We start from the raw sequence: 25,746 nt of genomic DNA, 5'->3' as shown, positions 1-25,746 counted from the left end.
TTATACCATTTTAATGGGACGTACAAAAATCTTTTTCAGAAATTTAAAATTTCTTTGTACAAGAGCTCAAAAGCCTTGTTTACAGACTTTTTGACCACCCTTTCCCGGTGCCTGCCCATAACGAATTTTTGGGCAAAAGTTCCATTCGGCGTACTAACAGCTATATAGACGGTACCAACTTCGGCATCGGAATCTCCTTTTGTAGGCCCAGCATTGCCCGTGGTGGCTATGGCAAAATCGGTTCCCAACTTGCTTTTCACATTGTTGGCCATGGCAATGGCAACTTCTTCGCTTACCACGGAATACTTGTCTATCAGTTCTTGTGGAACCCCCAACACATTCACTTTAACCGCAGTGGCATAACAGACCATACTCCCCTTGAAATAGTTGGAAGCACCGGGTACGGCAGTAATATGTTCCGCGATACTTCCTCCTGTAAAGCTTTCCGCAGTAGCAAGGGTCATTTTTTTATTGGTAAGCAAAGTGCCGATTTGCTTCTCTACATTACCGTCCTCTTCTTCTTCACCATAAATAATGTCTCCTATTAATGGGTAAAGTTTTTTCACCTGCTTCTCAATACCCGCTATCAACGCCTCCTTATCTTCACCTTTCGCGGAAAGTCTCAACCTTACCCTACCTATGTTGGGCAAATAAGCAAATTTGATAAAGGAAGGAAGGTTGTTTTCCCAGTCCTCCAACTTCTCAGCAATGGCGCTCTCACCCAATCCATAGGTCATAATAGTCTTATGAACGATATGGGGTCGATGATATTCTTTAATAATTTTGGGCAATACCGACTTGATCATTAGACCTTTCATCTCGTAAGGAACGCCAGGAAGCGAAATAAAAGTAGTTTTATCCTTTTTCATCCATATGCCAGGGGCCGTTCCAAACTCGTTGTGCAATACCGTGGATTTTGACGGAACCATGGCCTGCTCCCTGTTCAAATCCGAAATGGGAGTGGTGATATATTTTTTGAAGAGTTCTTCAATATGACTTAAAACGGCATTATCTCGAACTAATTCATCTTCAAAGAATTCACAAAGGGTGTGTTTGGTAACATCGTCTTTTGTTGGCCCCAAACCACCTGTGATAATAACTACCGAAGAACGTTCTCCAGCTTCTTTCAGGGATTTTAAAATATGCTCCCTGTCATCCTGTATGGAAGTAATTTGATAGACCGAGACACCAATTTTATTCAGCTCTTTGGAAATAAATGCTGAATTGGAATCCACAATCTGACCAATGAGAATCTCATCCCCAATGGTGATTATCTCGGCTTGCATCTATAAATTGAAGTCGTTTTTTAATTCTGTCACAACCTGAAGCACATCCTTTTTCAGAATGGGAAATTTTTCCTCAATCTCTTCCATGCTACCGGTTGTTTTGCCCAAGGTCTCTATTTCGAGTGCCTTGGCCCTTGTATGCTCCATGCCCAAAATATCCACGTTGGGCTTAATTTTGTGCGCTAGCTTATATATGTTTTCGTAGTCCTTACTGCCAATCGCCTTTTCCAGACTTTCTAGATCCTCAGGAACTTCTTCCAAAAACACAGAAATCACAGAGACGATAAAATCCTCATCTCCTTCTGCCATTTCATTTATCTTATCGAGGTTGTATATCATTATCTTACCTTAATGTCAAATAGTTGTTCTCCTTGCAATGTACCGACAAGGTAGTCATTTGGGCTTACTTTACCAACACCAGCAGGCGTACCCGTAAAAATGATATCACCCTTTTTCAGCATAAAATAGGTAGATACATGGGCTATGATTTCATCTATCTTCCACAACATCAAAGAGGTATTTCCATCTTGGACTTTCTCACCATTTTTGGATAGTGAAAAATTCAAGTTGTCCAAATCTTTAAATTTGTCCTTGGGCAACCACTTACCTACCACGGCAGCTCCGTCAAACCCTTTGGCCTTTTCCCATGGCAATCCCTTGGATTTTAATTTGGATTGAAGGTCTCTTGCCGTGAAATCGATGCCCAAACCAATTTCATCATAATACTTATGGGCAAATTCTTTGGAAATATGTTTTCCTACTTTTTTAATTTTCACCAAGACCTCTACTTCATAATGTACATCTTGGGAAAATTCGGGAATATAAAAATCCTGCTCTTTGGGCAATATGGCAGAATCGGGTTTTATAAAAACCACAGGTTCATCCGGACGCTCATTACTGAGTTCATTAATATGGTCTACATAATTGCGTCCTATACAAATCAGCTTCATAATTTGTTTATCGGGGGTTAACGCTTGTTCTATTAAAACTTATTATTGAGCTTGCTCAACTTTATCTGAGTAAGTACTTTTTTGGTATATAATGGAAAGTCTGCATTTAGAATCCAGCCAAAATAGCCTGGTTCTTTTTCCATGACCTCATCTACGGTTTTTCCTTTGTGCTTACCGAAAGAAAAAATAGGGTTGTCATTTTCATCTACACCTATAAAACCTGCAAAATCAAGATTTTGTCTTCTTGTGGTGAACTCTGACAGTTTTTTAACGTCATTTTCCAATTCCGGGTACCTTTCCAACTGCGCCAGTAAAACTTCATATGTAGCCAAAGTATCGGCTTCTGCGCTATGGGCATCGTCCAAATTCTTATCACAATAGAATTTGTAAGCAGCTTCCAAGGTTCTTTTTTCCATTTTATGGAAAATAGTCTGCACATCTACAGAGACCATACTTTTCATATCAAAATCCACATCGGCCCGGAGCATTTCCTCCGCCAATAATGGAATATCGAACCTATCAGAATTAAAACCGGCCAAATCACTGTCCCTGATCATCGCATAGATATCTTTGGACAACTGCTTAAACGTAGGTTCGTTGGCGACTTTTTCATCAGAAATCCCATGAATAGCTTCAGATTCTGCCGGAATAGGCATCTCTGGGTTCACCAACCAAGTTCTACTTTCTTTATTTCCATTTGGAAAAACCTTAAGAATCGAAATTTCAACAATTCTATCCTTTGCTACGTTGGTACCAGTAGTCTCTAAATCGAAAAAGCAGATAGGTTTGGTCAATTGTAATTGCATGTGGGACTTTTTAAATAAAATTCACTCGGCTTCTAAATTAAGAATAGTGACAGGAATACCTACGATTTCCTGCTATATTTCCCTGTTTATGTCCCAAGCCTCCAAATAATCGGCGACCGCTTTTACGAACATGCCGCCCAAAGCACCATTCACCACACGGTGATCATAACTGTGCGACAAATACATTTTACTTCGGATACCTATATATTCACCCTGGTCGGTTTCGATAACCGATGGTATTTTTCTGATGGCTCCCAAAGCAAGAATCCCCACTTGAGGTTGATTAATGATTGGCGTTCCAAAAACACTTCCAAAGGAACCCACATTGGTCACCGTGTAGGTACCATCTCTTACCTCATCAGGCTTCAATTGATTGTTTCTGGCCCTACTGGCTAGATCGTTCACCGTTTTGGCCATACCCACCAAGTTCAATTGGTCAGCATTTTTAATTACAGGCACGATCAAATTACCATCGGGCAAGGCTGCCGCCATACCCAAGTTGATATTTTTCTTTTTGACAACCTTGTCCCCGTCCAACGATATGTTCATCATTGGATATTTTTTAAGGGCCATGGCCACAGCTTCCATAAAAATGGGGGTAAAAGTCAACTTTTCTCCTTCACGTTCTTGGAAAGCATTTTTCACCTTGTTCCTCCAGTTTACCACGTTGGTCACATCTACTTCAACAAAACTTTGTACATGTGCCGATGTGGAAATACTCTCAATCATGTGATGGGCGATTAATTTACCCATTCGAGTCAATGGAATGACCTCATCTCCTGCTCCAACATGAACCTTGGATTCTTTTGGCTTGTCCGCTGTGGTTTCTTTTGGGGCCAACGGTGTAGCCGCTTTTTCTGTTTTGGCTTTGGGCTGAGGTATAGCTTCTACTTTGGTTTGGCTACCATTGGAACGACTTTCTAAATAAGCCATAATATCATTCTTGGTTACCCTGCCTTCTTTTCCAGTGCCCACAATGGCCTCCAATTCATCCATGGAAACATTTTCTTCTTTGGCAATATTTTTCACCAAAGGTGAATAGAATCTTTCCGAACTGGAAAAATCGGGTGTCGAAGTAGAAACTGATTCCTTTACACCGGCCATTTGAACTTCCAATTCCCTGGCAGGCACTTCTGCTGGTTCCTCAACTGATACTTCCTCACCGGCGCCATCATCTACAGCATTTTCAACCTCGCCCTCTACTTGGATTACGGCAACAACCTCACCTACTTTTATAACGTCATCTACATCGAACCGCTTTTCCAACAATACCCCATCCACTTCACTTGGAACTTCGGAATCTACTTTGTCCGTGGCAATTTCAAAGACGGCTTCGTCCATCTCAATGGTATCGCCAACTTCCTTTAGCCAATTGGTCAAGGTAGCTTCGGCGACACTTTCTCCCATTTGCGGTAATTTCAATTCAAATTTTGACATATTCGTATTTATCAAAGTAATTTCGATTATTATTTTACAAAAATACTAAAGAAATCGACTTATTTTTGATTTATGTTCATTAATTAGCTTTAATAGAATTTTCAAAAGGCACTCTATTAATTATACTTCGCCCCAAAGTTACTTCATCTGCATATTCCAATTCGTCTCCAACAGAAATTCCCCTGGCTATTGTGGAGGTTATGACCTCCAAACCATCCAATTGTTTATAAATATAAAAATTGGTGGTATCGCCTTCCATGGTGGAACTTAGGGCCAAAATCAATTCTTTGACCGTTCCATCCTTAACTTTTCTTACCAACGAGCCTATAGTAAGGTCTTGCGGGCCTACACCCTCCATGGGAGATATTTTACCACCCAACACATGGTACAGCCCATTATACTGGGAGGTATTCTCAATGGCCATTACATCCCGGATATCTTCCACTACACAAACAATGGTTTCATCCCTTTTTGGATTGGCGCATATTTCACATACTTCGGTATCGGAAATATTATGGCAGTTATTACAAAAGTTGACCTCATCCTTCAATTTGAGCAACGCATGAGCCAACAGTTCGGTCCTTTCTTCGGGCTGTTTTAATAGATGCAGCACCAATCGTAATGCCGTTCGTTTACCGATTCCCGGCAATTGTGACATTTCGTAAACTGCGTTTTCCAATAGCTTCGATGAAAATTCCATAGCATCAATTCTCTTGCAAAATTACGATTTTACTGTTACGAATTTACTTTCGTACTTTGCAATTCAAATTAGATATATGTCAGCCACACAAATTCTGTTGCTTATAGGCGCCTATTTCTTGGTGCTTATCCTTATCTCATACTTTACTGGAAAAAACGATTCCAACGCCGATTTTTTTAAGGCTGGAAAACAATCACCTTGGTATGTTGTTGCCTTTGGAATGGTTGGAGCGTCGCTCTCTGGTGTGACTTTTATATCGGTTCCTGGTTGGGTAGGCGATAGCCAGTTGACCTATATGCAAGTGGTTCTAGGCTATCTATTTGGATATTTTGTGGTTGCCTTTGTGCTTCTCCCGTTGTACTATAAACTCAACCTTACCTCTATTTATGAATATTTGCACGATCGTTTTGGAAAGGTGAGCCACCGAACCGGGGCATTTTTCTTTTTTATCTCCCGAGTATTGGGCGCCGCTTTTAGATTATACTTGGTGGCCATCGTTTTACAGCAGTTTGTTTTTGATGACCTTGGGATCCGTTTTGAGTTTACGGTAGTCATTTCCATATTATTGATTTGGATATACACCAATAAAGGAGGTATAAAGACCATTGTTTGGACAGATACCCTGCAGACTCTTTTTATGATTTTGGCCGTAATCCTTTCCATAGCGATGATCAATCAAGAATTGGGTTGGAGTTTTAGTGAGTTTTTGGCATCGGAAGAATTAAAGAGTTACAATGATTTTTTGGTGACAGATAGTTTTTTAAACAAAAGCTATTTTATTAAATCTTTTGTCGGGGGTATGTTCGTGACCATTTGTATGACGGGGCTAGATCAGGATATGATGCAAAAAAACCTTACCTGTAAATCCTTGAAGGATGCACAGAAGAATATGGTGTCCTTTAGTTTTGTTCTGGTCGGGACCACATTCTTGTTCATGTTGTTGGGCGCTTTGCTTTTCATTTATGCAAAAAGGGAAGGTATTGGTATTCCCTTAATGGACGGTACACCAAAAACAGATTTATTATTTCCTGAGATCGCATTGAATGGTAGTTTGGGACTGGCCCTTTCCATTACCTTCATGCTCGGATTAATTGCTGCCGCCTACAGTAGTGCCGATAGTGCCTTAACTTCATTGACCACTTCGTTTTGCGTGGACTTTTTAAATGTTGGGGAAAAAGAAGAAAAGGAACAAAAGCACATTAGAAAACGTACGCATATTGTAATGAGTGTAGTGTTGATAATTGTGATTATTGCGTTTAAGTACATTCTGAGCAGCAACGTTATTGATAGTTTACTGACCGTTGCAGGTTATACTTATGGTCCGTTATTAGGTCTTTTCGCCTTTGGTATTTTCACCAAATACAAAATTAAAGATGCTTACGTTTGGATAGTAGCAATTGTTTCGGTGATTACCATAGTTTTGATTGCTAATGTGCCAGCAGATTATTTGGGAGGCTACCAAGTTGGTTATGAATTGTTACCGCTCAACGGTTTATTAACTTTTATTGGCCTGTGGCTGATCCGAACCAAAAAAACGGGTACAGAGACTAATATTGACCAGTAGCAAGTAGAACCAAAGTACAAGCGACCTCAACCTCAACCCCAGCATTTTCAAGGATTTTGTAGAACTCTGGATTTTCCGTCCCAGGGTTAAAAATGACCCTTTTGGGATTAAGATCTATTATTTGTTGATAGTACTCCTTTTGGTTTTTGGGGTTTAAATATAAAGTTACCGTATCAATATTTTGAAAATCACCCAAGTTATCCTTAATTTGCACACCTGATACAGTTCCCCCACGTATCCCAAATGCGGTTGTCTCAACATTGTTGTCAACCAGCCTACGAATTGCTGTGTTGCTGTATCTTCTTGGGTTTGTAGAAGCCCCTACGACAAGTGTTTTTTGCATTTGTTAATTTTTGTGTTAAACTTTAGTATAGACTGTAACTTATCATAAATAAAGTCGTCTATTTTTCATAACTTATTGTCATTGGTAAGACTGTATTTTTATAGTTAATGGTTAGTGTTTAGTATAGCTTATCAATGTTTAACCCCGGTATTTTTACCGGGGTTTCTTCTTTTCATATAGTTATTTAGTAGTCTCACTTAGACAGAACATCTTACAAAGGTGGTTATTTCGCATTGCTATCCTGTTAAAGAATGTTAAAATGAAATTCTCGTGTAACATTCCATAGCGTTAGGCGTCTTAAAAATATCATCAGTCAATCAATCTAATCATCAATCAAAAAACGAACTACTCATGAGACATCTGAGCTTTCTATTCGCACTATTGCTGTGCATGACATCCCCATTTACTTCTTTAGCAAACGACCCCGACACCGCACTGGGCATCATCAACGGAAAAGTTGTTGACGATGTTTCTAACCAACCTGTGGCCTATGCCGCTGTTGTCATTAAATCTGAGGATGGCACAAAGACCATTACCGGAGGTATTACCACCGAGGACGGAAACTTTGAAATCAAAAAACTGCCCGATGGCGCCTTTATTTTTGAGGTACAATTTATCGGGTACAAAACCTATTCTCAAAAACTGGTAATAGCCAAGGGAAAACGAAGCCTTAATCTGGGCACTGTAATTTTGGAAGAAGAGACCAAAGAGCTTGAAGGCGTAGAAGTGGTAGCCGAACGCACAACCATAGAACAGCGTGTGGACAGAAAGGTAATCAATGTAGGGAAAGACCTTACCACCGCTGGTGCTTCGGCATCGGATATAATGAACAACATCCCATCTGTAAATGTGGATGCACAAACCGGTGAAATTTCGTTGCGCGGCAACTCCAATGTACGGGTAATGGTGGACGGTAAATTGTCCAACGTTCCCGTGGCACAATTGCTCAAGCAAATTCCGTCCACCTCGATTAAATCCATAGAACTCATCACAAACCCATCTGCCAAGTACAATCCCGAAGGGATGAGCGGCATCATCAATATTGTTTTGCACAAAAACGCCAATATCGGTTTTAACGGAAACGTGAATTTAGGTCTTACCAAAGGTATCGAGGCCAAGTTTAATAGCTCCATCGATTTAAACTACCGTAACGGCAAATTCAATTTTTATGGAAACTATGGTAACAATATTGGTAAATATGTGAACGATGGCAGCATACTACGTATTGACGAAAACTCACGCCAAAAATTTGACTTTTTCAACAACAACAAATCCCACCTCTACAAATTAGGAGTAGATTTTTACCTGAACGACAAAAACACCATATCCTTTTTCACTAATCAAAACATTTTTGACGGAACCGGAGATGGTAAAACTCAGGTTACTTACTTCAATGATATGTCCAGAAATGTAACCCAGTTGTTCTTTGACGACTCCAATAACAGCAGCGAGCAATATAATTTTGATTACAAATTGGACTTTAACAAGGAAGGGCACAACATAGAACTGGAAGTGGACCACAATCAGTTTAAAAGTGAACAAGATGCTAATTTCAGTTCCACTGGCGCAACAACCTATCCAAACTATATGGATTTTGTAGATACTGACCGTACCCAAACAACGGCAAATTTAGATTACGTGAACCCATTGGACAGTATTTCCAAACTGGAAATTGGATTGCAATCCAGAAACTTTGAAACCAACGTGGATTATTCCTCTACCGGACAAACTTTCAATTCTCAAGGAAACTTGGTACCTACGCCATCCACAGAATTTGTGTATGCCATGGATATTTACTCCGCCTACGCCACTTTTGGACAGTCATATGAAAAATGGTCCTATCAAATGGGCGTACGCATCGAAGATGTGCAGGTTAAAGCGGATACCAATGCCGTACGTGCCTTTACCGATAAGTATACCGAAATATACCCATCTGGATTCCTTACTTACAAGCCAAACGAAAAAGACCAGTTGCAAGTGAGTTATAGCAGACGTGTAGATAGACCGGGGCTACAACAAGTAAACCCGATCAGGGAATTTGCAACACCTCTGATATCTTCCTTTGGAAACCCAAACTTGGTTCCACAGTTTACCAGTTCCTATGAGGTCAATTACACCAAAAGAATAAAAAATGGAAGTATTACAGGTGGTGTTTTCTACAGAAGCATTACGGACGAAATCAACAGAGCCGTTTATGTGGACCGTTTGGATTTGAACAAGACCATTCTGACCTTCGATAATTTTGATGAAACATCCGCTTATGGTTTTGAGCTATCAACCAATTACAAACCCATAAAATGGTGGAGCATCAACGGTAGTTTCGACCTATTCTCACAAACACAACGTGGGCTTACGGAAACATTTGACACCACAGACCCCAATCCGACCGAGGATGATATTGTAGAAGAAAGAGTAAAAGTTGACAACACGGCTTGGAATTTAAGGATGAACAACAGCTTTACCGTGACCAAAAAACTGACAGTTCAGGCCTTTGGATTCTATCGTGGAAGAAACAAAAGCATACAGTTCGATGCCAATCCCATGTACTTTGTGAATTTAGGAGCACGCTACAGCTTTGCAGAAGGAAAAGGTACACTAAGTGTAAATTACAACGATATTTTCAATACCATGCGATTCGCTTTTGAAGGAGATTTTCCATACGCTCAAGAAGGTGCTTTTAACTGGGAGAGCAACAATGTATATGTTGGACTATCCTACCGATTTGGAAGTGGAAAAAACCGTGCCAAGTCACGTAAAAGAAGGGATAGCAACACCAAACAAGGTGGTGGCGGAATCCTATAAAAAAATATTGATGCCCCATATTCGAGTGTTGGTTGGTTATCTTGTGAAGGCATCAATCAAAAACCCCGATCCTAAAGGATCGGGGTTTTATTTTAAAATTCTTTTGTTCGAAAGATTACCACCTAATAATCACGCTGCCCCAAGTAAAGCCACTACCAAAAGCAGCAAGGACCACTAAATCGCCTTCCTTGATTTTTCCTTCTTCCCATGCCTCTGTCAACGCAATAGGAATGGATGCAGCTGTGGTATTTCCATATTTCATGATATTGTTGAATACTTGGTCATCTTTCAAACCAAACTTCTTTTGAATGAATTGGGATATCCTCAAATTGGCCTGATGCGGAATCAGCATATCGATATCCTCTGGACCAAGATTATTGGTTTTTAACCCTTCCATAATTACTTCACTGAATCGAACTACCGCATTCTTAAACACAAATTGTCCGTTCATATAGGGATAATAAGAAGTATCCTCAGGGTCATTATCTGCGATAATATCGTTTACCCAACGTTTTCCCATACCTGGAGCGACCAAAGAAAGCTCTTCGGCATGTTGTCCTTCAGAATGTAAATGGGTGGATAGGATTCCTTTTGCTGTATCTTCTTCACGGGTAAGAACCGCTGCGCCGGCACCATCACCGAAAATTACGGATACGCCTCTACCCCGAGTGGTCATGTCCAAACCATGTGAATGTAGCTCGGAGCCAATGACAAGTACATTTTTGTACATACCGCTTTTTATGTATTGGTCCGCCACGGAAATTCCATACACAAAACCTGAACATTGGTTTCTAACATCCAGTGCTCCCACAGTCTTAAGCCCTAAATCGCGCTGAACCAAAACTCCTGGTCCAGGGAAATAATAATCAGGACTCAGGGTAGCAAAAACGATAAAATCAATGTCATCCTTATCAATTCCCGCACGTTCGATTGCTTTTTGCGCCGCCTTTACCCCCATGGAAGTAGTGGTATCGGTACCTTTAACCACATGACGCCTTTCCTTGATACCTGTGCGTTCTTGTATCCATTCGTCATTCGTGTCCATCACTTTAGACAAATCGTCATTAGTGACCACATTTTCAGGGACATAAAATCCCAATCCTGATATTCTTGAGTTATACATTACAAAGTGCTTAAATATTGAATCTTTAAAAAATACTGGGCTAAGTAACGGAAAAGTAAAAAATATATCCCAAGAACTGGATATTTATTAACAAAATTAGTCCATGTACTTTTCAAAATGGCTCACCTCCACCTTGGCCTCTAAGTCGTGCAAAAGATTATAAAGCCCAAAAAATGTGCGGTTTATGTACAAAAAGTGTTTAGACCCACGGTTTCCATTCATTTTGCGGATTTGTTCGTCTTTGGAATACCGTTCGCTAAGATTTGCGATTTTGGACCAGAAACCTTCATCACCAAAATCGAATGTTTCCTTATGAAATGGTGAAGTAAAAATGGTAAGCATCTCCTTGAACAAGGCCGTAAAAAATTTCAATTCCTCCTCGGAATCGGTTGGGGTCAGAATTTCCAGTTCGTACAATTTCTCCATAAACACCTCATCATTATTGATGTTTTCCTCTTTGGCCAGTTCAAAATAAGGCACATAGAACTCTTCGGGTATTTCTTTAATGCAACCAAAATCGATAGCAATCAATTTTCCTTCCGAACTCACCAAAAAATTACCCGGATGCGGATCTGCATGTACCCTTCTCAACTTATGGATTTGGAACATGTAAAAATCCCAAAGGGCCTGCCCCAATGTGTTGCCTAAATCAACATCAAACTCGGTTTGGGTAAATTCTCCCAAATGGATTCCCTGCATCCAATCCATGGTCAAAATGCGCTCACTGGATAAATCTCGATAGTATTTAGGAAACTGCATATTTGGAATTACGGAACATGCAGTAGTTATTTCATCACTTTGCTCCAATTCCAAAATATAGTTGGTCTCCTCTACCAATTTGTGCTCAACCTCTTTAAAGTATTTTTCGGAATCCTTTCCTTTTAGATTGAACATTTTAATCGCAACAGGTTTCACCAAGGCCAAATCACTGCTAATACTTTCCGCAACTCCTGGATATTGAATTTTTACTGCCAATTTTATCCCATCCTTTTCAGCTCGGTGCACTTGTCCAATACTGGCAGCGTTGACAGAATCTTTTTCAAACTCATCAAAAATATCCTCTGGATACTTCCCTAAATATTTTTTGAAGGTCTTACGAACCAAAGGAGCCGACAATGGAGGAACTGAAAATTGTGACAAGGAGAATTTATCCACATAGGCACGGGGCAATAGGTTCTTTTCCATGCTGAGCATTTGTGCCACTTTTAGGGCGCTTCCCTTCAAACTTTTTAGGCCATCATAAATATCCTCTGCATTGTCTTGATCCAAAGTATCTTTTGAGGTCTGGGGATCAACCAACTTCTTACCGTAGTATTTTACGTAGTTGCCCCCTATTTTAACCCCTGTTTTAACAAGCTTTCCTGCCCGTTCAATTTTCCCTGTGGGAATGGTATCCAAACTTTTCATTAGCCTTATGCGAATTTTTCCTTGTACAGGAATTTTCCAAAGTCCACGATTTTCTCCAATGGTGTACTTTCAAATATTTGAAAAATAGTAGTTACGGACTTCTCTATGGCAATGTCTGTTTTTTCCAAGCCAGGAGAACCATCCTCCATCCAGAATTTTAAGATAAAAAGAAACTGCAACCACGCACCTTCTGAAAACAAGGGTGCATTGTATTTAAATGCTTTGAGGTTTTTTTCCTCGTTTCTTTCCTCAATAAGGGTAGAGGCAAAATCTTTGAACCTTTTGCGAAGTCCTTTAAGTTGTGTCAAACCTTCAAAGGAGTATTTATGCTCTTTCATTATGAACAAAACATAGCTCCTGTTCAAGGTCAAGTTTTCAAAGAAGGTAAAGAAAAAAGTAAGCATCTTTTCCTCATTTGTCATGGAGGCATATTGCTTATTCTTTTGCATCAATCCATAACTATTGTCAAAAAATTTGTTCCAAATGGATTGCTGCAGCGTTTCAAAGGAACCGAAGAAACCATAAAACTCCTCTTCCTTTATTTTATGTTCCTTACAGAATTTGAATACCGAGCTTGGCACCTTTTCATTTTCCAATACAGATTCCATGAACAAGCTTACAATTTTATCCTCGGTGATTTTGGATTTAGTAGTATTTGCCATTTTTGGTAATTTTTGAAGGGTTAAAAGTTGGCTAGGAGACGTAATCGAGCTTTTAAAGAAAATGCACTTCCGAGCGAAAGTGCATTTTCACAACCTAACCAATAAATAAACAAACTTGTTATAGTAGTACTATTTCATAGCAGTTTTCCCATAACGTTGTAAAGATACATATTTTGTTTAATGTTTTTCATTTATTAATAAACAAAGTTTTGTTAAAACTTTTCCTTTAAAGGAATTATAGTAGTCAAATGTCAGTTTGTCATATTTGACATTCTGGTATTTTTTTTGACCTATCAGAACCAAAAGAATAAAACAATAAAACGATGGCAACAGGTAAAATCAATGTTTCAGTAGAGAACATTTTTCCCTTGATCAAAAAATTTCTATACAGTGATCACGAAATTTTCCTAAGGGAACTTATTTCCAACGCTACGGATGCAACCTTAAAATTAAAGCACCTGACTTCTATTGGAGAAGCAAAAGTAGAATATGGCAACCCCATGATCGAGGTGAAGGTGGACAAGGACAAAAAACGTATCCATATTATAGACCAAGGTATCGGTATGACCGAGGAGGAAGTGAAAAAGTATATCAATGAAGTTGCTTTTTCCGGTGCGGAAGAATTTTTGGACAAATACAAGGATGCCGGGAAAGATGCCGGTATTATTGGGCATTTTGGTCTTGGTTTCTACTCCGCTTTTATGGTAGCGGAAAAAGTGGAAATCATCACTAAAAGTCATAAAGATGAGCCTGCGGTGCATTGGAGCTGTGATGGTTCACCCGAATTCTCCATTGAACCAAGCGACAAAAAAGAAAGAGGTACAGAAATTATACTTCATATTGCAGAGGACTCCACAGAGTTTTTGGAAGATGCCAAAATCCGTGAACTATTGGTCAAGTACAATAAGTTCATGCCTATTCCAATTAAGTTTGGAACAAAAACGGAAACCCTTCCCAAACCAGAAGGTGCCAAGGAAGATGATCCTGCTCCTACACAAGAAGTGGATGACATCATCAACAATCCAAATCCAGCGTGGACGAAGCAGCCCAACGATTTAAGTGATGAAGAGTACAAAAACTTCTACCGTGAGCTTTACCCAATGCAGTTTGAGGAACCTTTGTTCCATATTCACTTGAACGTGGATTATCCATTCAACCTAACGGGTATCCTGTACTTTCCAAAGTTGACAAACGACCTCAATATTCAAAAGGATAAGATTCAGTTGTACCAGAACCAAGTGTTCGTAACGGACAATGTGGAAGGTATTGTTCCTGAGTTCTTGACCATGCTGAAAGGAGTCATTGATTCTCCAGATATTCCGTTGAACGTTTCACGTTCTTATTTGCAGGCCGATGGTGCCGTAAAGAAGATTTCTTCCTATATCACAAGAAAAGTAGCCGATAAATTGACTTCACTCTTCAAAAACAACCGTGAGGATTTTGAGCAAAAGTGGAATGACATCAAAGTAGTGATAGAGTATGGAATGCTTTCCGAAGATAAATTCTTTGAAAAAGCAGACAAGTTTGCACTTTACCCTTCGGTTGATGGCGACTTCTATACGTTTGAAGAATTAGAAGCTAAAATCAAGGACAACCAGACCGATAAGGATGACAAACTGGTAGTACTTTATGCTTCTGACAAAGAGGCACAACACAGCTATATTGAAGCTGCGAAGACTAAAGGATATGAAGTGCTCTTGTTGGATTCCCCGATTGTACCACATTTGATGCAAAAATTGGAAACCTCTAAAGAAAATTTATCTTTCGTAAGGGTTGATGCCGATCACGTGGATAACCTCATCAAAAAAGAGGATACTGCAATTTCAAAATTGTCCGAAGAGGAAAAAGAAAAGCTAAAGACCGAAATTGAAGAGGTGACCAAAGATAAAGGGTACACCATTCAAATGGAGGCCATGGAAAGTAGTGCTTCACCATTCATTATCACCGAGCCTGAGTTTATGCGAAGAATGAAGGAAATGCAGCAAACCGGAGGCGGTGGTATGTTTGGCATGGGCAATATGCCGGACATGTACAACCTTATCATTAACACCAACCACGAATTGGTCAGCGAAATCTTGAACACCAAGACCGCGAAAAAGCGCCAACGATTGATCAACCAATCCTTGGATTTGGCACGGCTATCCAAAGGATTGCTAAAAGGTGAGGAGCTTACGAACTTTATTGCCCGAAGCTACGATATGATCAAATAATTAGTTTTTTCTATAATCAACAATGCAAAACCGCTCATAATGAGCGGTTTTTGCATTTTATGATTATCTTGGTTGGACAAACCAATCAAACCGTGGTCAACAACGATTACAATAGTCCAACTTTTAAAAAATTATTGGATTCCCTGCAACAGCAAAGCTGGGAGTTGGAACTTATCATCTCCGGTTTTGCCATTTTTGGTCTCTTTACGGCATATGAACCTCTTCGGGTAGAAATGTTGAATGCTGAGAATGAGGATCAAATTTATCGCTTCGTTGTATATTTTATCTTGAACATTGCCTGCTCCATTCTTTTGTTCAACCTATTACTCCATGTTATCTTGAGAGGGTTATGGATCGGCGCATTGGGGCTCCGGTATGTTTCTGGTGATATCGAATTTGAAAAACTTCGCTACTCTGAACGCTTTACCAATTATTTAAAAAAGCGTATCATTTCTTTTGACAGATATATTGCCAATCTGGAAAACTATTGCAGTGTACTTTTCGCTATTTCATTTCTGCTGATATTTTACGTTCTGGCCATGACAATGATCATACTTTCGATTGTGTTTGTAGCCAATTATGTCATAGAAGGTGATTTGTTCCCGAAAGCGTTTGGCAGTGTATTTGGGGCCTTTCTTATCATTTTTATCGTTATCGGAATGTTCCTCACCTTTATCGATTTCATTACCCAAGGGTGGTTAAAAAAGAAGAAGTGGATATCACGAATATATTTTCCCATTTATTGGATTTTCAGTTTTATAACCCTTTCGTTTCTGTATCGACCTTTGGTCTACAATTTTCTGGATAACCGTTTCGGAAAACGACTGATTTTGCTCTTGGCACCGATTTACATCATTATTCTGATGATAACGAGTTTGGAATACAGGCAGTCCAATTATCTCGATAAGGAACAAAGATCGTCCAGTATATTTGCCAAAAAGGAAAACTATTTAGACATGATGACCGAAGAAGGCGACTTCCCAGGACAGGTGGTCATTCCTTCCAAAGTTATTACCAAACCCTATTTAAATGTTTTTGTTCCTTTTTCAGAAAATTTGGAGAATCGTGTTTTTGCGTACAACGATTCACTGACCCCGGAAAAAGATCGCAGGGGGCTCTCCAGCAGTATTCAAGTAAGTTCGAATTGGAGCAAAGAGATTACAAGTGCACGTCAAAAAGACAGTATTCGTAAAGTATACTTGAAAACGTTTAACGAAATGTACTCTTTTAAAATAGACACAGTTGACCTGGACGAAGACTTTATCCTGACCACGGGCATAAAAAACATCCTTGGATTTGAAGCCTTCCTTAAAATATCCAATCTTGATGAAGGCAAACATCTAATTCGCCTAAGACGAAAAAGAAAGGAAAAAGATACAGTGGTAACTCTTACAGATGTTATTTTACCTTTTTGGTATTATAAAAACTAGATATTTATGGCACCTTGGCACCTTTACGTAATGGCGGGAATGTACATTTTTGCTGGCATCATGCACTTTATAAAACCTAAGATGTATATGCGCATCATGCCGCTGTACCTTCCCAACCATAAGCTTTTGGTCTACTTAAGTGGTATTGCCGAAATTTTATTGGGAATAGGGGTATGTTTCGAGGCTACCCGACAATTGAGCACTTTTGGTATTATTTTAATGTTAGGCGTGTTCTTATTGGTGCATTTTTATATGCTTTCAGGAGAAAAAGCTTCTGCCGGCATTCCCAAATGGATCCTGATTCTGCGGATTCCACTACAATTTTTCTTGATGTATTGGGCATATTACTACGCCTATCTCTAAAAAGCAGTTTTATTCAACTGCTTTTTTAACCAAGGGACTTGGGCAAAAAACATAAGCCCCAGAAATAGAAAGCCGTAAACCATTACTTTCGAAGAATTGTAATGTCCCATCCAATCCCAATTAGCCTGAAACCAAGTTTCCACATGTAAGTCTTTGAACCAACCTTGCCCACTGTCCAGCCCTACCTGTGAACCAAGATAAATGAGCAATGCAGTAAAAGCTATAAATATAAAAGACAAAACCTTACCCGACACTATCGGCTTATATTGAAAAACTTCATTATGTGCTTCCGCCACAATTTTCTGCATCACATTTTGGGTAAAATCCACAGAAGGCGAATCCAATGGCGCATCTTCCATCATTTTATTTACCAAAGCTTCTAGCTTTTTATTTTCTAGTTCATCCATTGCTCTGCAATATTTCTTTGTTCAAATTCTTTTCCATAACACTGGCCAACCTTTTTCTGGCCCTAAACAACCTTACCTTCAATGTGTTTACAGGAAGATTGGTTGTTTCCTCTATTTCTTGCAGGTTCTTTTCCTCAAGATAAAACAAAGTTAGCACTCCTGCATCTTCTGCCGATAATTTTGACAGACATCGCTCTATCATTTCGCTGCGTTCAGTCTGTACCATTTTATCAAAAGCCGTATCCAAATCCGCATAAGCAATTTGATCTATATGGTCCAAATCCATATGCATCCTTTTCTTTTTTATTTTTTTAATCCTGTCCAAACAGGTGTTATAGGCTATCCGATAAATCCAAGTGGATATTTTGGAATCTCCTTTAAAATTGGGCAAAGACTTGTATACCTTAATAAATACATCTTGCGATACTTCCTCCGCCTCTTCTCGATTGCCCAACATTCGTATGGCCAGCATAAAGACCAAGTCTTTATAACCATCCACCAAATTGGAAAACGCGCGGGTATTACCTTTGCGTATTTCCGAAATCAATTCTTTTTCTTTGTTGGTCAGCATTGTTCATTGGACGCCAAAAGCGCAATTTAGGTTACACAAAAAATAAATTTTATTAAAACATGTAACCTCTTTGTAAAAACTGTCGTCATAGCTTATGAACAAATAAATTACGAATAATCATTAAAACGAACAGTTATGGGATCAGAAGTAATCATTATACCTATTATTTTCGGAGTCATTTTGGCGATTGCCTACCTTTATTATTCAACCAGAAATAAAGAACGGTTGGCCTTAATCGAAAAAGGTGCGGACGCCAGTATTTTTGTGCGCGGAAAACGAGAAGGCGCAGCACCATTCTGGAAAATCGTTATTCTTAACCTTTCTTTATTATTGATGGGTATTGGAGTAGCCATTTTTGTTGCCTCCATTTTAAGTTACAATTTAGGGGTTGATGAAGAAGTGGCGTACCCAGGCACCATCTTCTTATTGGCAGGTGTTGGACTTATGGTAGGTTTCAACATGACCAAAAAATTGGAAAAGGAGGATTAATCCTTTTCTACATCACTTAATTTTAAATGAAGGACCACCGCTACAAGCGGTGGTTTTTTTTAACTTGCCGGTATGAAAGTTATTTCCACAAACCTCGGCGAGCCAACTAAAATTGTTTGGAACAATAAAGCAACCACAACAGGCATCTACAAATATCCTGTTGATACACCGCTTTTTTTGGATACAGAAGATGTGCAAGGCGATACCGTTGTTGACCGAAAGCACCATGGTGGTATTTACAAAGCCTGTTATCTGTTTTCAACGGACAACTATGGCTATTGGAAAGAAAAATATCCCCTTTTGGATTGGAACTGGGGCATGTTTGGGGAAAATTTGACGGTAGAGGGATTGGATGAATCTCAAATACGTATAGGGAGCACTTATAAACTGGGTACCGCTTTGGTACAGATTACGCAGCCAAGAGAACCCTGCTACAAATTAGGTATTCGTTTTGGTGACCAAACTATATTGAAACAGTTTATTGACCATGGATTTCCTGGCACCTATATCAGAATTTTGGAACCGGGAACAGTATCTATTGGAGACCCCATGGAACTTGTGGAAGAATCCAAAAGCACCTTGACCGTACAACAATTCTATAATCTGCTTTTTTCGAAGACCAAGAATCAGGATGTGTTGCAAATGGCGATACAAAATGAAGCACTTCCTTTGAAAAAAAGGGAAAAACTTAAAAAATGGGCATAAAAAAAGGGGACCTCCCGGTCCCCAATGCACATAAAAATTAACTAAACAAACTATCTTACAACCATTGTCTTTGTGTAGGTTCCAAATTTGTCAACTACAACTATGGTATATTCATCTTTAAAAGCTTTTTCGAAGTTGAATGCCTTTTCAACAACGAGGTCACCGTCGATAGCTTCATCAAAAACAAGTCTGTCTTCGCTATCATATACTTTTAAAAGCACCTTACCTTTAGAAACATTTAAAAGGTTCATCATGATTTTCTGACCTTTCTTTACGAATACCGGATCAAGGTTTACTTTTACCAAGTTCTTTTCAACCTCATATTTGGCTACTGTTTTTTTACCAAAGTCGGTTGCTTCTGTGTTTGCCAACCCGATTGCACTTAGTAAAAGGGCCGCTACTACTGTTACATTTTTTAATACTTTCATAACACTTCGTTTTTTTAAGATTACAGTACAAATGTAGGTTAGAACAGTGTGCAGAAATACCACCATCTTTTCCACTTTATATGCTATATTAACACGCTAATTCTTTTAACATAGTATTAATGATAAAATAGCATAACTTTACGGTAACATTGTAGATATTTGCATGGTTATTGGTTTTTTACCTTTATCCTAATCGGAAAAAATTGCATCTATGAATCAAAAACCAGCATTTGAAGCAATAGCCCCAAGTTTTGGTCACTCATTTACCTTTCAAAAGTTCAACGCAAACAATGAGAACAAAAACAATGGTTGGCATTATCACCCAGAATTGGAGTTGGTATATGTGAACGGGGGTTCTGGAAAAAGACAAATTGGTAGTCACGTATCCTATTATAGGAACGGAGATCTTATTCTAATTGGTTCCAATTTACCGCATTGTGGTTTTACCGATAAACTCACCGGTAACAAAAGTGAAACGTTGGTGCAGATGAAAGCTGATTTTCTGGGAAGTGACTTCTTCAATATTCCAGAAATGAAAAATATCCAAAAGTTATTCGAGGTTGCCAAGGGTGGTATTGCATTTTCTGGAAAGACAAAAATGAAGGTTGGGGAAAAAATGGAAATCTTGGAATACCAGACAGATTTTCAACGGTTACTGTCCATCCTTAATATATTGAATATTCTGGCCACCTCCAGTGAAATGAATGTGTTGAATGCCGAAGGCTTCTCCATCGAGACCGAAGTGAAGGACAACGACCGTATCAATATTGTCTTCAATCATGTAAAAACTAACTTTAAAGAAGATATTAGCTTAGAGCAGATTTCGAACATGGTAAGCATGACTGTTCCTTCCTTTTGTAGGTATTTCAAAAAAATCACGAACAAAACGTTTACTCAGTTTGTAAATGAGTATAGATTGGTGCATGCATCGAAATTATTGGCGGAGCAACCCATAAGTATTACCCAGGTATGTTATGATAGTGGTTTCAACAATTTTTCCCACTTTAATAAATCTTTTAAGGCGTTTACTGGGCAAAACCCTTCGGAATATAGAAATCAATTGAAGACAGTACTTCAGTCCTAATCATTTATCCGAAAACATCATTTAACACCTTGGCCAAACGCAAGCCTCCTTTTTGAAGCTGCTGGAACAATAAATTATTGTGGTCGTACGAATAACGGTACCCAAGTTTTTCCCCAACTTCAACGGAGTCATAAAGTTGATCACATATTTTATGAGATTCATCTACCCAATCATATATGGATCCAGACTGAATTTCTTTTCTTTTCTGCCGACTTACCCCGTTCAGTTCTGAGGCAAGTTCCGTGTACGTCATCCCATAAGAATCTATCAAGTTCTTATCCCATACTTTATGTAGGTTGCTTCCTTGACCAAACCATTGCACCTGTATATCGTTGCCACCCTTATCCTCTTCCCTACTTGCATGCATAGGTTGGTGCAAGTCCCCTATGAGATGAATCAGCATTTTCAAATGAAAGACACGATCTTCTCTTGAATTATTTTTATCCTTTACTTTAGCAATACACTCTTCAATGGCCATTACAATATCCCCATACTCGCTTTTTTCGGAATCTTTGTAATTCTCCCCCAAGGGATAGTTTACATAATGCCAGGCAGAATATTTAGAATATGAACGGTCCGCTTTAATATCATCAGCAAACGTGGAAACAAAGGCAAGGCTATGACCATCCAACAGGTCGCTCAGCGCTCTTTTGGCTTTTCCGGTTAAATAGTTTTGAGCAATTTGACCCGTTACGCGATGTCCAGTTTTGCTCCAAATAGTGTTGCCAAAAATAATTGCAGGAAATAAAAATAATAACAATAAGGTTTTTTTCATTTTTTAACGTCTCTTAATAAAGGAGTAGTTTAAAGTAATTCTTACTGCTAATTTTTACAATGTTTTGCCAAACAGCAATGTATTTTAAAATTTTGGGATTTTTTTAACTATGTAACTCTTAAATTTGAAGCTCCAACTAAACTCGAACAATGTTTAAAAAATGTTTTGTACTCGCTACAATTCTTTTGCCGTTAGCAATCTTTTCACAATCGAACTCCAAAAGTTTTACCGTTAAGTATATCACCGATATCATAAAAATAGATGGTATTTTGGACGAAAGTGTGTGGGAAACCGCGGAAAGCGCCCATGATTTTAATCAATATTTCCCATCCGACTCAACCTTGGCCTTTCAGCAAACGGACATTCGAATGTTATATTCCAATACTACCCTGTACATTGGGATAAAATTGAACACTGAAGGAGATAATTACGTAATCCCATCGCTACAAAGAGATTATAGGGCCGGAGGCAACGATAACATAAGCTTGATGTTCGATACGTTTAATGATGGCACCAATGCTTTTCTTTTTGGTATGAATCCCTATGGGGTGCGCCGGGAGGCTTTAATCTCCAATGGCGGAGCTGACCGCAACAATTTTACTACTTCCTGGGACGTAAAGTGGAAGGGTGAAACTAAATTGTATGATGGTTATTATATCTGCGAAATTGCCATTCCTTTGACTTCCTTCAAGTTCAAACAAGGAGAGACCAAATGGCGCTTCAACAGTTATCGTTTCGATATGCAGTCCAATGAGACGAGTACTTGGATGAAAATTCCGCAAAACCAACTTATATTCAATTTGGCATTTATGGGCGATATGGTTTTTGAAAAACCATTGGGCAAATCCAGAACTCCAATGGCACTTATCCCTTACACGAATGGCATAGTTGCCAAAGACTACGAAAACAATGAGGATTTGAGCAAACTGGGGTTTGGAGGTGATGCCAAAATTTCCATTGGAAACGGAATGAACCTTGACGTTACCTTAAATCCAGATTTCTCCAATGTGGAAGTAGATAACTTTGTGACCAACCTTACTCGTTTTGAAGTTTCTCTGCCCGAAAGGCGACAATTCTTTATTGATAACAGCGATCTGTTTGGTTCTTTTGGAAATGGAAGGGATGCCAATCCTTTTTTCTCAAGAAGGATAGGTATTGCAGAAGATAAGGATGGAGAAACCATAGAAAATGGAATTGTTGGAGGTGTTAGGCTCAGTGGTAAGCTAAATAAGAATTGGCGACTTGGACTTTTAAATATTCAGACGGAGGAAGACGAACTGAATGAAATTCCAAGTAACAACAATACAGTTCTGGCATTACAGAAAAAAATGTTTTCGCGATCTAACCTAAGCTTCATATTTGTGAATCGACAAACTTTTGAAGATTACGATTTTGTGGATGAAATTGATAGGTACAATCGTGTTGTTGGGCTAGATTATAACCTCGCATCACCAAACAATACCTGGACAGGAAAATTTTATTACCACCAAGCGTTTGCACACGACATTGGTGACCGAAACGGTTCGGGCGGAATGAACCTCCGATACAATTCGAGATATTTCAATTTTGGGGTTCGCGGAAATTTTGTGGGCGAGGATTTTCGATCCGACCTCGGTTTCATTCGAAGAGAAGATATTGTAGCTGCAAGACCCTTTGCAGAGTTAAACTTTTGGCCAAAAAAAGGAAAATTGAACACCCATGGTTTCCGATTTAGCCCCAACTTTATCTGGAGACCTACATTGGACTATCAGAACACCGATTACACTATTTTTTCCCAATGGGAGGCCCAGTTTAAAACGCAGGAGAGATTCAATATTCGTATGTTCAACAGGTACACTTACCTAACCGACACGTTTGATCCAACAGGTACCGACGGTGGCGTTGAGCTACCAGCAGATGTAGGATACTATTACACTAGTTTTGAAACATCTTTCCAAAGTGATAGGAGAAAAGTTTTCTCTTACTCCTTGCAGCCTGGATATGGAGAGTTTTACAATGGTAAGCGTTATGTTTTTGAAGGAGATATGAGCCTAAGGCTACAACCTAAAGTCTTCCTTTCGATGGGAGTTATTTACAATAGTATTAAATTACCCGAACCCTATGAAAGTGAGGATATTTTATTGTTGAGTCCACGAATCAACATTACCTTTAACAAATCCATATTTTGGTCTACATTGATCCAATATGGAAACCAATTGGATAATTTGGGGTTCAATTCTCGATTACAATGGCGATTTGCTCCACTATCCGACCTGTTTCTGGTGTACAACGACAATTACTTTGTAAACTCCTTTATGCCCAGGAGCCGGTCCATCAACTTAAAGCTAACGTACTGGCTCAATATCTAGCAAAAACCCAAGATCTAGTATATTGTATGACAGATTGGATACATGATCATTGATGGTATTACTGATATGTCATCCTAAAATTGTCAGAACCAGCAAAAAAATGTCCAAACAAAAAATTGTAGTGCTTACGGGAGCAGGAATGAGTGCCGAAAGCGGGTTAAAAACCTTTCGGGATGAAAACGGTCTTTGGGAAGGTCATGATGTTATGCAAGTGGCATCTCCTCAAGGATTTGCCCAAAATCCGGAATTGGTACTGGAGTTCTATAACCAACGTAGACGTCAATTACTGGAGGTCTCCCCAAACAAAGGGCACTTGGCCCTTGCCCAATTAGAGCAAACGTTTGATGTGAGCATTGTTACCCAAAACATAGATGATCTACATGAACAAGCGGGAAGCTCCCATATCGTTCATCTGCACGGGGAACTGTTCAAGGTCCGGAGCATCATCAACGAAAATCACATTCTGGACTGGAAAAAGGACCTGGTTTTGGGAGATACCGACGATAATGGAAATCAATTGCGCCCGCATATCGTTTGGTTTGGTGAAATGGTACCAATGTTGGAAACCGCAGCACAAATAACACAACAAGCCGAAATATTGATAATTGTGGGAACTTCCATGCAAGTATACCCTGCAGCAAGTTTAATACATTACGCTCCCAAACAAACCCCGATCTATTTTATTGACCCAAGGCCCAATATTCGTTCATCGGATTTTGAGAACCTGACCGTAATTCCAAAAACCGCCGCCGAAGGTGTCCCTACATTGGTGGAACAGCTTTTTAGTAGTTAGCCCTAGCTTCATCGGCCCATGCTAGCAGAGCACTAATTTGTTCATCGGACAGTTTCGCATCCGCGTGGGTCCAGGTGTATTCATTTAAAGGCATTTCACCCTCCTTCACCTCTTCGATAACCTCTTCGAGCTTGTGGTCTTTCTTTTTGGAGTCATAGTTTTCCCAATCGGAAAAATTTAAATGTTCTTTTCCCTCTTCAATATGGTCTGCCAACCAATAGGAAACAGGTGCAATATTATTATACCAAGGATATTCGGTATTGGCACTATGACAATCGTAACAAGCTGTTTTTAAAATTTCTTTCACCTCGGGCGAAGGTTGGGTCTCGGTTTCAAAAGCAGCAACATAGTCTCCTTCGGACACATTTTTTTCAGGACGATAAAACTGCATTCCAATCAATACGACCAACAAGACAATTGCTATTTTTTTTACTATTTTCATTGAACAAGGTTTTAGTAAATATATTGAATTTTTGTGACTGAAGAAGAATTACATATTACACTTAATTCCGGTAGAATATCCAAACCTCAAATAGATGTTCTGGTTCAACAACTTGAGAAAGAATCCCAATTGGCACAAATACTTTTTAAAGAAGTTTTGTTGGAGGATAAAGAGGGAACCTTCAATGCCAGTTGGACTTTTGACCATTTGATGCGTAAAAAACTCACCTACCTCCTCCCCTTTTTTGAAGACTTCGTCAACCGACTATCAGAATTAAAAACGGAATCCTGTATTCGCCCCATCGCACACGTCTGCGAAATGGTCTGCGAGGCCTACTTTAAGAAAAAAGACGAAGTTTTTACCCAAAATATTACCGATGGCCAATTGGAGAAAATCATGACTTCCTGTTTTGATTGGTTGATTGGCCCAATGAATATGGCGCCTAAAGTATTTTCCATGACCAGTTTATATTATTTGGGTTTAAAGTTTGACTGGGTACATCCCGAACTCAAGCAGATATTGGAGGACTCCTACGCCACAGGTACTACGGGGTATAAAAACAGAGCAAAAAAAACTCTGGATAAGTTGGCCAAATTGGGCGTCTAAACTGAAGACTTTAAG

The 25,746-nt window shown here is 39.2% G+C and carries 26 protein-coding genes; 11 read left to right on the top strand and 15 right to left on the bottom strand.

The window, feature by feature from the left end; all coding sequences use genetic code 11:
• Positions 1–35 precede the first annotated feature (35 nt).
• The 6 genes from D2V08_RS09300 to recR form a co-directional block, all read right to left on the bottom strand.
• Positions 36–1,286: a competence/damage-inducible protein A gene (locus D2V08_RS09300; protein WP_119607817.1), complete on the bottom strand. Its 1,251-nt coding sequence runs from the start codon at positions 1,284–1,286 to the stop codon at positions 36–38.
• Positions 1,287–1,625 (bottom strand): Hpt domain-containing protein, encoded by a 339-nt coding sequence (locus D2V08_RS09295; protein WP_119607816.1) that lies wholly within the window; start codon positions 1,623–1,625, stop codon positions 1,287–1,289.
• Positions 1,625–2,236, bottom strand: coding sequence for a fumarylacetoacetate hydrolase family protein (locus D2V08_RS09290; RefSeq protein WP_119607815.1), 612 nt, complete (start codon positions 2,234–2,236; stop codon positions 1,625–1,627). The genes D2V08_RS09295 and D2V08_RS09290 overlap by 1 nt, the downstream gene beginning before the upstream one ends.
• 32 nt (positions 2,237–2,268) lie before the next feature.
• Positions 2,269–3,042 (bottom strand): 3'-5' exonuclease, encoded by a 774-nt coding sequence (locus tag D2V08_RS09285; RefSeq protein WP_119607814.1) that lies wholly within the window; start codon positions 3,040–3,042, stop codon positions 2,269–2,271.
• Positions 3,043–3,114: 72 nt separating this feature from the next.
• Positions 3,115–4,479, bottom strand: a complete 1,365-nt coding sequence (locus tag D2V08_RS09280) for a dihydrolipoamide acetyltransferase family protein (protein ID WP_119607813.1) — start codon at positions 4,477–4,479, stop codon at positions 3,115–3,117.
• A gap of 79 nt (positions 4,480–4,558) precedes the next feature.
• On the bottom strand, positions 4,559–5,179 hold the full coding sequence (gene recR / locus D2V08_RS09275; RefSeq protein ID WP_119607812.1) for a recombination mediator RecR: 621 nt from the start codon (positions 5,177–5,179) through the stop codon (positions 4,559–4,561).
• Positions 5,180–5,255: 76 nt separating this feature from the next.
• On the opposite strand from recR, the gene D2V08_RS09270 reads away from it, so the two are divergent.
• Positions 5,256–6,743: a sodium:solute symporter gene (locus tag D2V08_RS09270; protein ID WP_119607811.1), complete on the top strand. Its 1,488-nt coding sequence runs from the start codon at positions 5,256–5,258 to the stop codon at positions 6,741–6,743.
• On the opposite strand, the gene D2V08_RS09265 is transcribed toward D2V08_RS09270, so the two are convergent.
• Positions 6,727–7,086 carry a CoA-binding protein gene (locus D2V08_RS09265; RefSeq protein WP_119607810.1) on the bottom strand — a complete coding sequence of 120 codons (360 nt, stop codon included), beginning with the start codon at positions 7,084–7,086 and terminating at the stop codon, positions 6,727–6,729. The genes D2V08_RS09270 and D2V08_RS09265 overlap by 17 nt on opposite strands.
• A 351-nt stretch (positions 7,087–7,437) precedes the next feature.
• On the opposite strand from D2V08_RS09265, the gene D2V08_RS09260 reads away from it, so the two are divergent.
• On the top strand, positions 7,438–9,888 hold the full coding sequence (locus D2V08_RS09260) for a TonB-dependent receptor (protein ID WP_119607809.1): 2,451 nt from the start codon (positions 7,438–7,440) through the stop codon (positions 9,886–9,888).
• A gap of 115 nt (positions 9,889–10,003) precedes the next feature.
• Here D2V08_RS09260 and D2V08_RS09255 read toward each other — a convergent pair whose 3' ends face one another.
• From D2V08_RS09255 to D2V08_RS09245, 3 genes are all read right to left on the bottom strand, one after another.
• The gene (locus D2V08_RS09255; RefSeq protein ID WP_119607808.1) at positions 10,004–11,011 is read right to left on the bottom strand and encodes a 3-oxoacyl-ACP synthase III family protein; all 1,008 of its coding nucleotides are present in this window, start codon (positions 11,009–11,011) and stop codon (positions 10,004–10,006) included.
• Between the two features lie 96 nt (positions 11,012–11,107).
• The gene (locus tag D2V08_RS09250) at positions 11,108–12,418 is read right to left on the bottom strand and encodes an ABC1 kinase family protein (protein WP_119607807.1); all 1,311 of its coding nucleotides are present in this window, start codon (positions 12,416–12,418) and stop codon (positions 11,108–11,110) included.
• Positions 12,419–12,423: 5 nt separating this feature from the next.
• A complete protein-coding gene (locus D2V08_RS09245; protein WP_119607806.1) occupies positions 12,424–13,080 on the bottom strand; it encodes a TetR family transcriptional regulator C-terminal domain-containing protein in 657 nt (218 codons plus the stop codon).
• Between the two features lie 323 nt (positions 13,081–13,403).
• Between D2V08_RS09245 and htpG the strand changes: the two genes are divergently transcribed.
• Genes htpG through D2V08_RS09230 form a run of 3 tightly spaced genes read left to right on the top strand, consistent with a single transcriptional unit; the run spans position 13,404 to position 17,083 of the window.
• On the top strand, positions 13,404–15,290 hold the full coding sequence (htpG, locus tag D2V08_RS09240) for a molecular chaperone HtpG (protein ID WP_119607805.1): 1,887 nt from the start codon (positions 13,404–13,406) through the stop codon (positions 15,288–15,290).
• 59 nt (positions 15,291–15,349) lie between these two features.
• On the top strand, positions 15,350–16,720 hold the full coding sequence (locus D2V08_RS09235; protein WP_119607804.1) for a hypothetical protein: 1,371 nt from the start codon (positions 15,350–15,352) through the stop codon (positions 16,718–16,720).
• Positions 16,721–16,726: 6 nt separating this feature from the next.
• On the top strand, positions 16,727–17,083 hold the full coding sequence (locus D2V08_RS09230; RefSeq protein WP_119607803.1) for a DoxX family protein: 357 nt from the start codon (positions 16,727–16,729) through the stop codon (positions 17,081–17,083).
• Here D2V08_RS09230 and D2V08_RS09225 read toward each other — a convergent pair.
• On the bottom strand, positions 17,080–17,490 hold the full coding sequence (locus D2V08_RS09225) for a hypothetical protein (RefSeq protein WP_119607802.1): 411 nt from the start codon (positions 17,488–17,490) through the stop codon (positions 17,080–17,082). The two genes, D2V08_RS09230 and D2V08_RS09225, sit on opposite strands and share 4 nt — an antisense overlap.
• The gene (locus tag D2V08_RS09220; RefSeq protein WP_119607801.1) at positions 17,483–18,061 is read right to left on the bottom strand and encodes an RNA polymerase sigma factor; all 579 of its coding nucleotides are present in this window, start codon (positions 18,059–18,061) and stop codon (positions 17,483–17,485) included. Before D2V08_RS09220 ends, D2V08_RS09225 begins: the two co-directional genes overlap by 8 nt.
• A gap of 135 nt (positions 18,062–18,196) precedes the next feature.
• Between D2V08_RS09220 and D2V08_RS09215 the strand changes: the two genes are divergently transcribed.
• Both D2V08_RS09215 and D2V08_RS09210 read left to right on the top strand, forming a co-directional pair.
• Positions 18,197–18,550: a DUF6249 domain-containing protein gene (locus D2V08_RS09215; RefSeq protein ID WP_119607800.1), complete on the top strand. Its 354-nt coding sequence runs from the start codon at positions 18,197–18,199 to the stop codon at positions 18,548–18,550.
• Positions 18,551–18,622: 72 nt separating this feature from the next.
• The gene (locus D2V08_RS09210) at positions 18,623–19,255 is read left to right on the top strand and encodes an MOSC domain-containing protein (RefSeq protein ID WP_119607799.1); all 633 of its coding nucleotides are present in this window, start codon (positions 18,623–18,625) and stop codon (positions 19,253–19,255) included.
• A gap of 50 nt (positions 19,256–19,305) precedes the next feature.
• Here D2V08_RS09210 and D2V08_RS09205 read toward each other — a convergent pair whose 3' ends face one another.
• Positions 19,306–19,683, bottom strand: coding sequence for a hypothetical protein (locus D2V08_RS09205; protein WP_119607798.1), 378 nt, complete (start codon positions 19,681–19,683; stop codon positions 19,306–19,308).
• Positions 19,684–19,894: 211 nt separating this feature from the next.
• On the opposite strand from D2V08_RS09205, the gene D2V08_RS09200 reads away from it, so the two are divergent.
• A complete protein-coding gene (locus D2V08_RS09200; RefSeq protein WP_119607797.1) occupies positions 19,895–20,767 on the top strand; it encodes an AraC family transcriptional regulator in 873 nt (290 codons plus the stop codon).
• A 4-nt stretch (positions 20,768–20,771) separates the two neighbouring features.
• On the opposite strand, the gene D2V08_RS09195 is transcribed toward D2V08_RS09200, so the two are convergent.
• Entirely contained in the window at positions 20,772–21,542 is a 771-nt protein-coding gene (locus D2V08_RS09195) for a S1/P1 nuclease (protein WP_119607796.1), read from the bottom strand.
• Positions 21,543–21,691: 149 nt separating this feature from the next.
• Between D2V08_RS09195 and D2V08_RS09190 the strand changes: the two genes are divergently transcribed.
• Positions 21,692–23,890 (top strand): DUF5916 domain-containing protein, encoded by a 2,199-nt coding sequence (locus D2V08_RS09190; protein ID WP_119607795.1) that lies wholly within the window; start codon positions 21,692–21,694, stop codon positions 23,888–23,890.
• A gap of 100 nt (positions 23,891–23,990) precedes the next feature.
• Positions 23,991–24,683, top strand: coding sequence for an SIR2 family NAD-dependent protein deacylase (locus tag D2V08_RS09185; RefSeq protein ID WP_119607794.1), 693 nt, complete (start codon positions 23,991–23,993; stop codon positions 24,681–24,683).
• On the opposite strand, the gene D2V08_RS09180 is transcribed toward D2V08_RS09185, so the two are convergent.
• Positions 24,673–25,125 carry a heme-binding domain-containing protein gene (locus tag D2V08_RS09180; RefSeq protein ID WP_119607793.1) on the bottom strand — a complete coding sequence of 151 codons (453 nt, stop codon included), beginning with the start codon at positions 25,123–25,125 and terminating at the stop codon, positions 24,673–24,675. The genes D2V08_RS09185 and D2V08_RS09180 overlap by 11 nt on opposite strands.
• Before the next feature lie 33 nt (positions 25,126–25,158).
• Between D2V08_RS09180 and D2V08_RS09175 the strand changes: the two genes are divergently transcribed.
• Positions 25,159–25,731 carry a HEAT-like fold family protein gene (locus D2V08_RS09175; protein WP_119607792.1) on the top strand — a complete coding sequence of 191 codons (573 nt, stop codon included), beginning with the start codon at positions 25,159–25,161 and terminating at the stop codon, positions 25,729–25,731.
• Positions 25,732–25,746 lie beyond the last annotated feature (15 nt).

The sequence above is a fragment of the Flagellimonas lutimaris genome (genome assembly GCF_003581615.1).
In the GTDB taxonomy this organism is placed as follows: domain Bacteria; phylum Bacteroidota; class Bacteroidia; order Flavobacteriales; family Flavobacteriaceae; genus Flagellimonas; species Flagellimonas lutimaris.
This window is presented reverse-complemented; position numbering and strand designations above follow the sequence as displayed.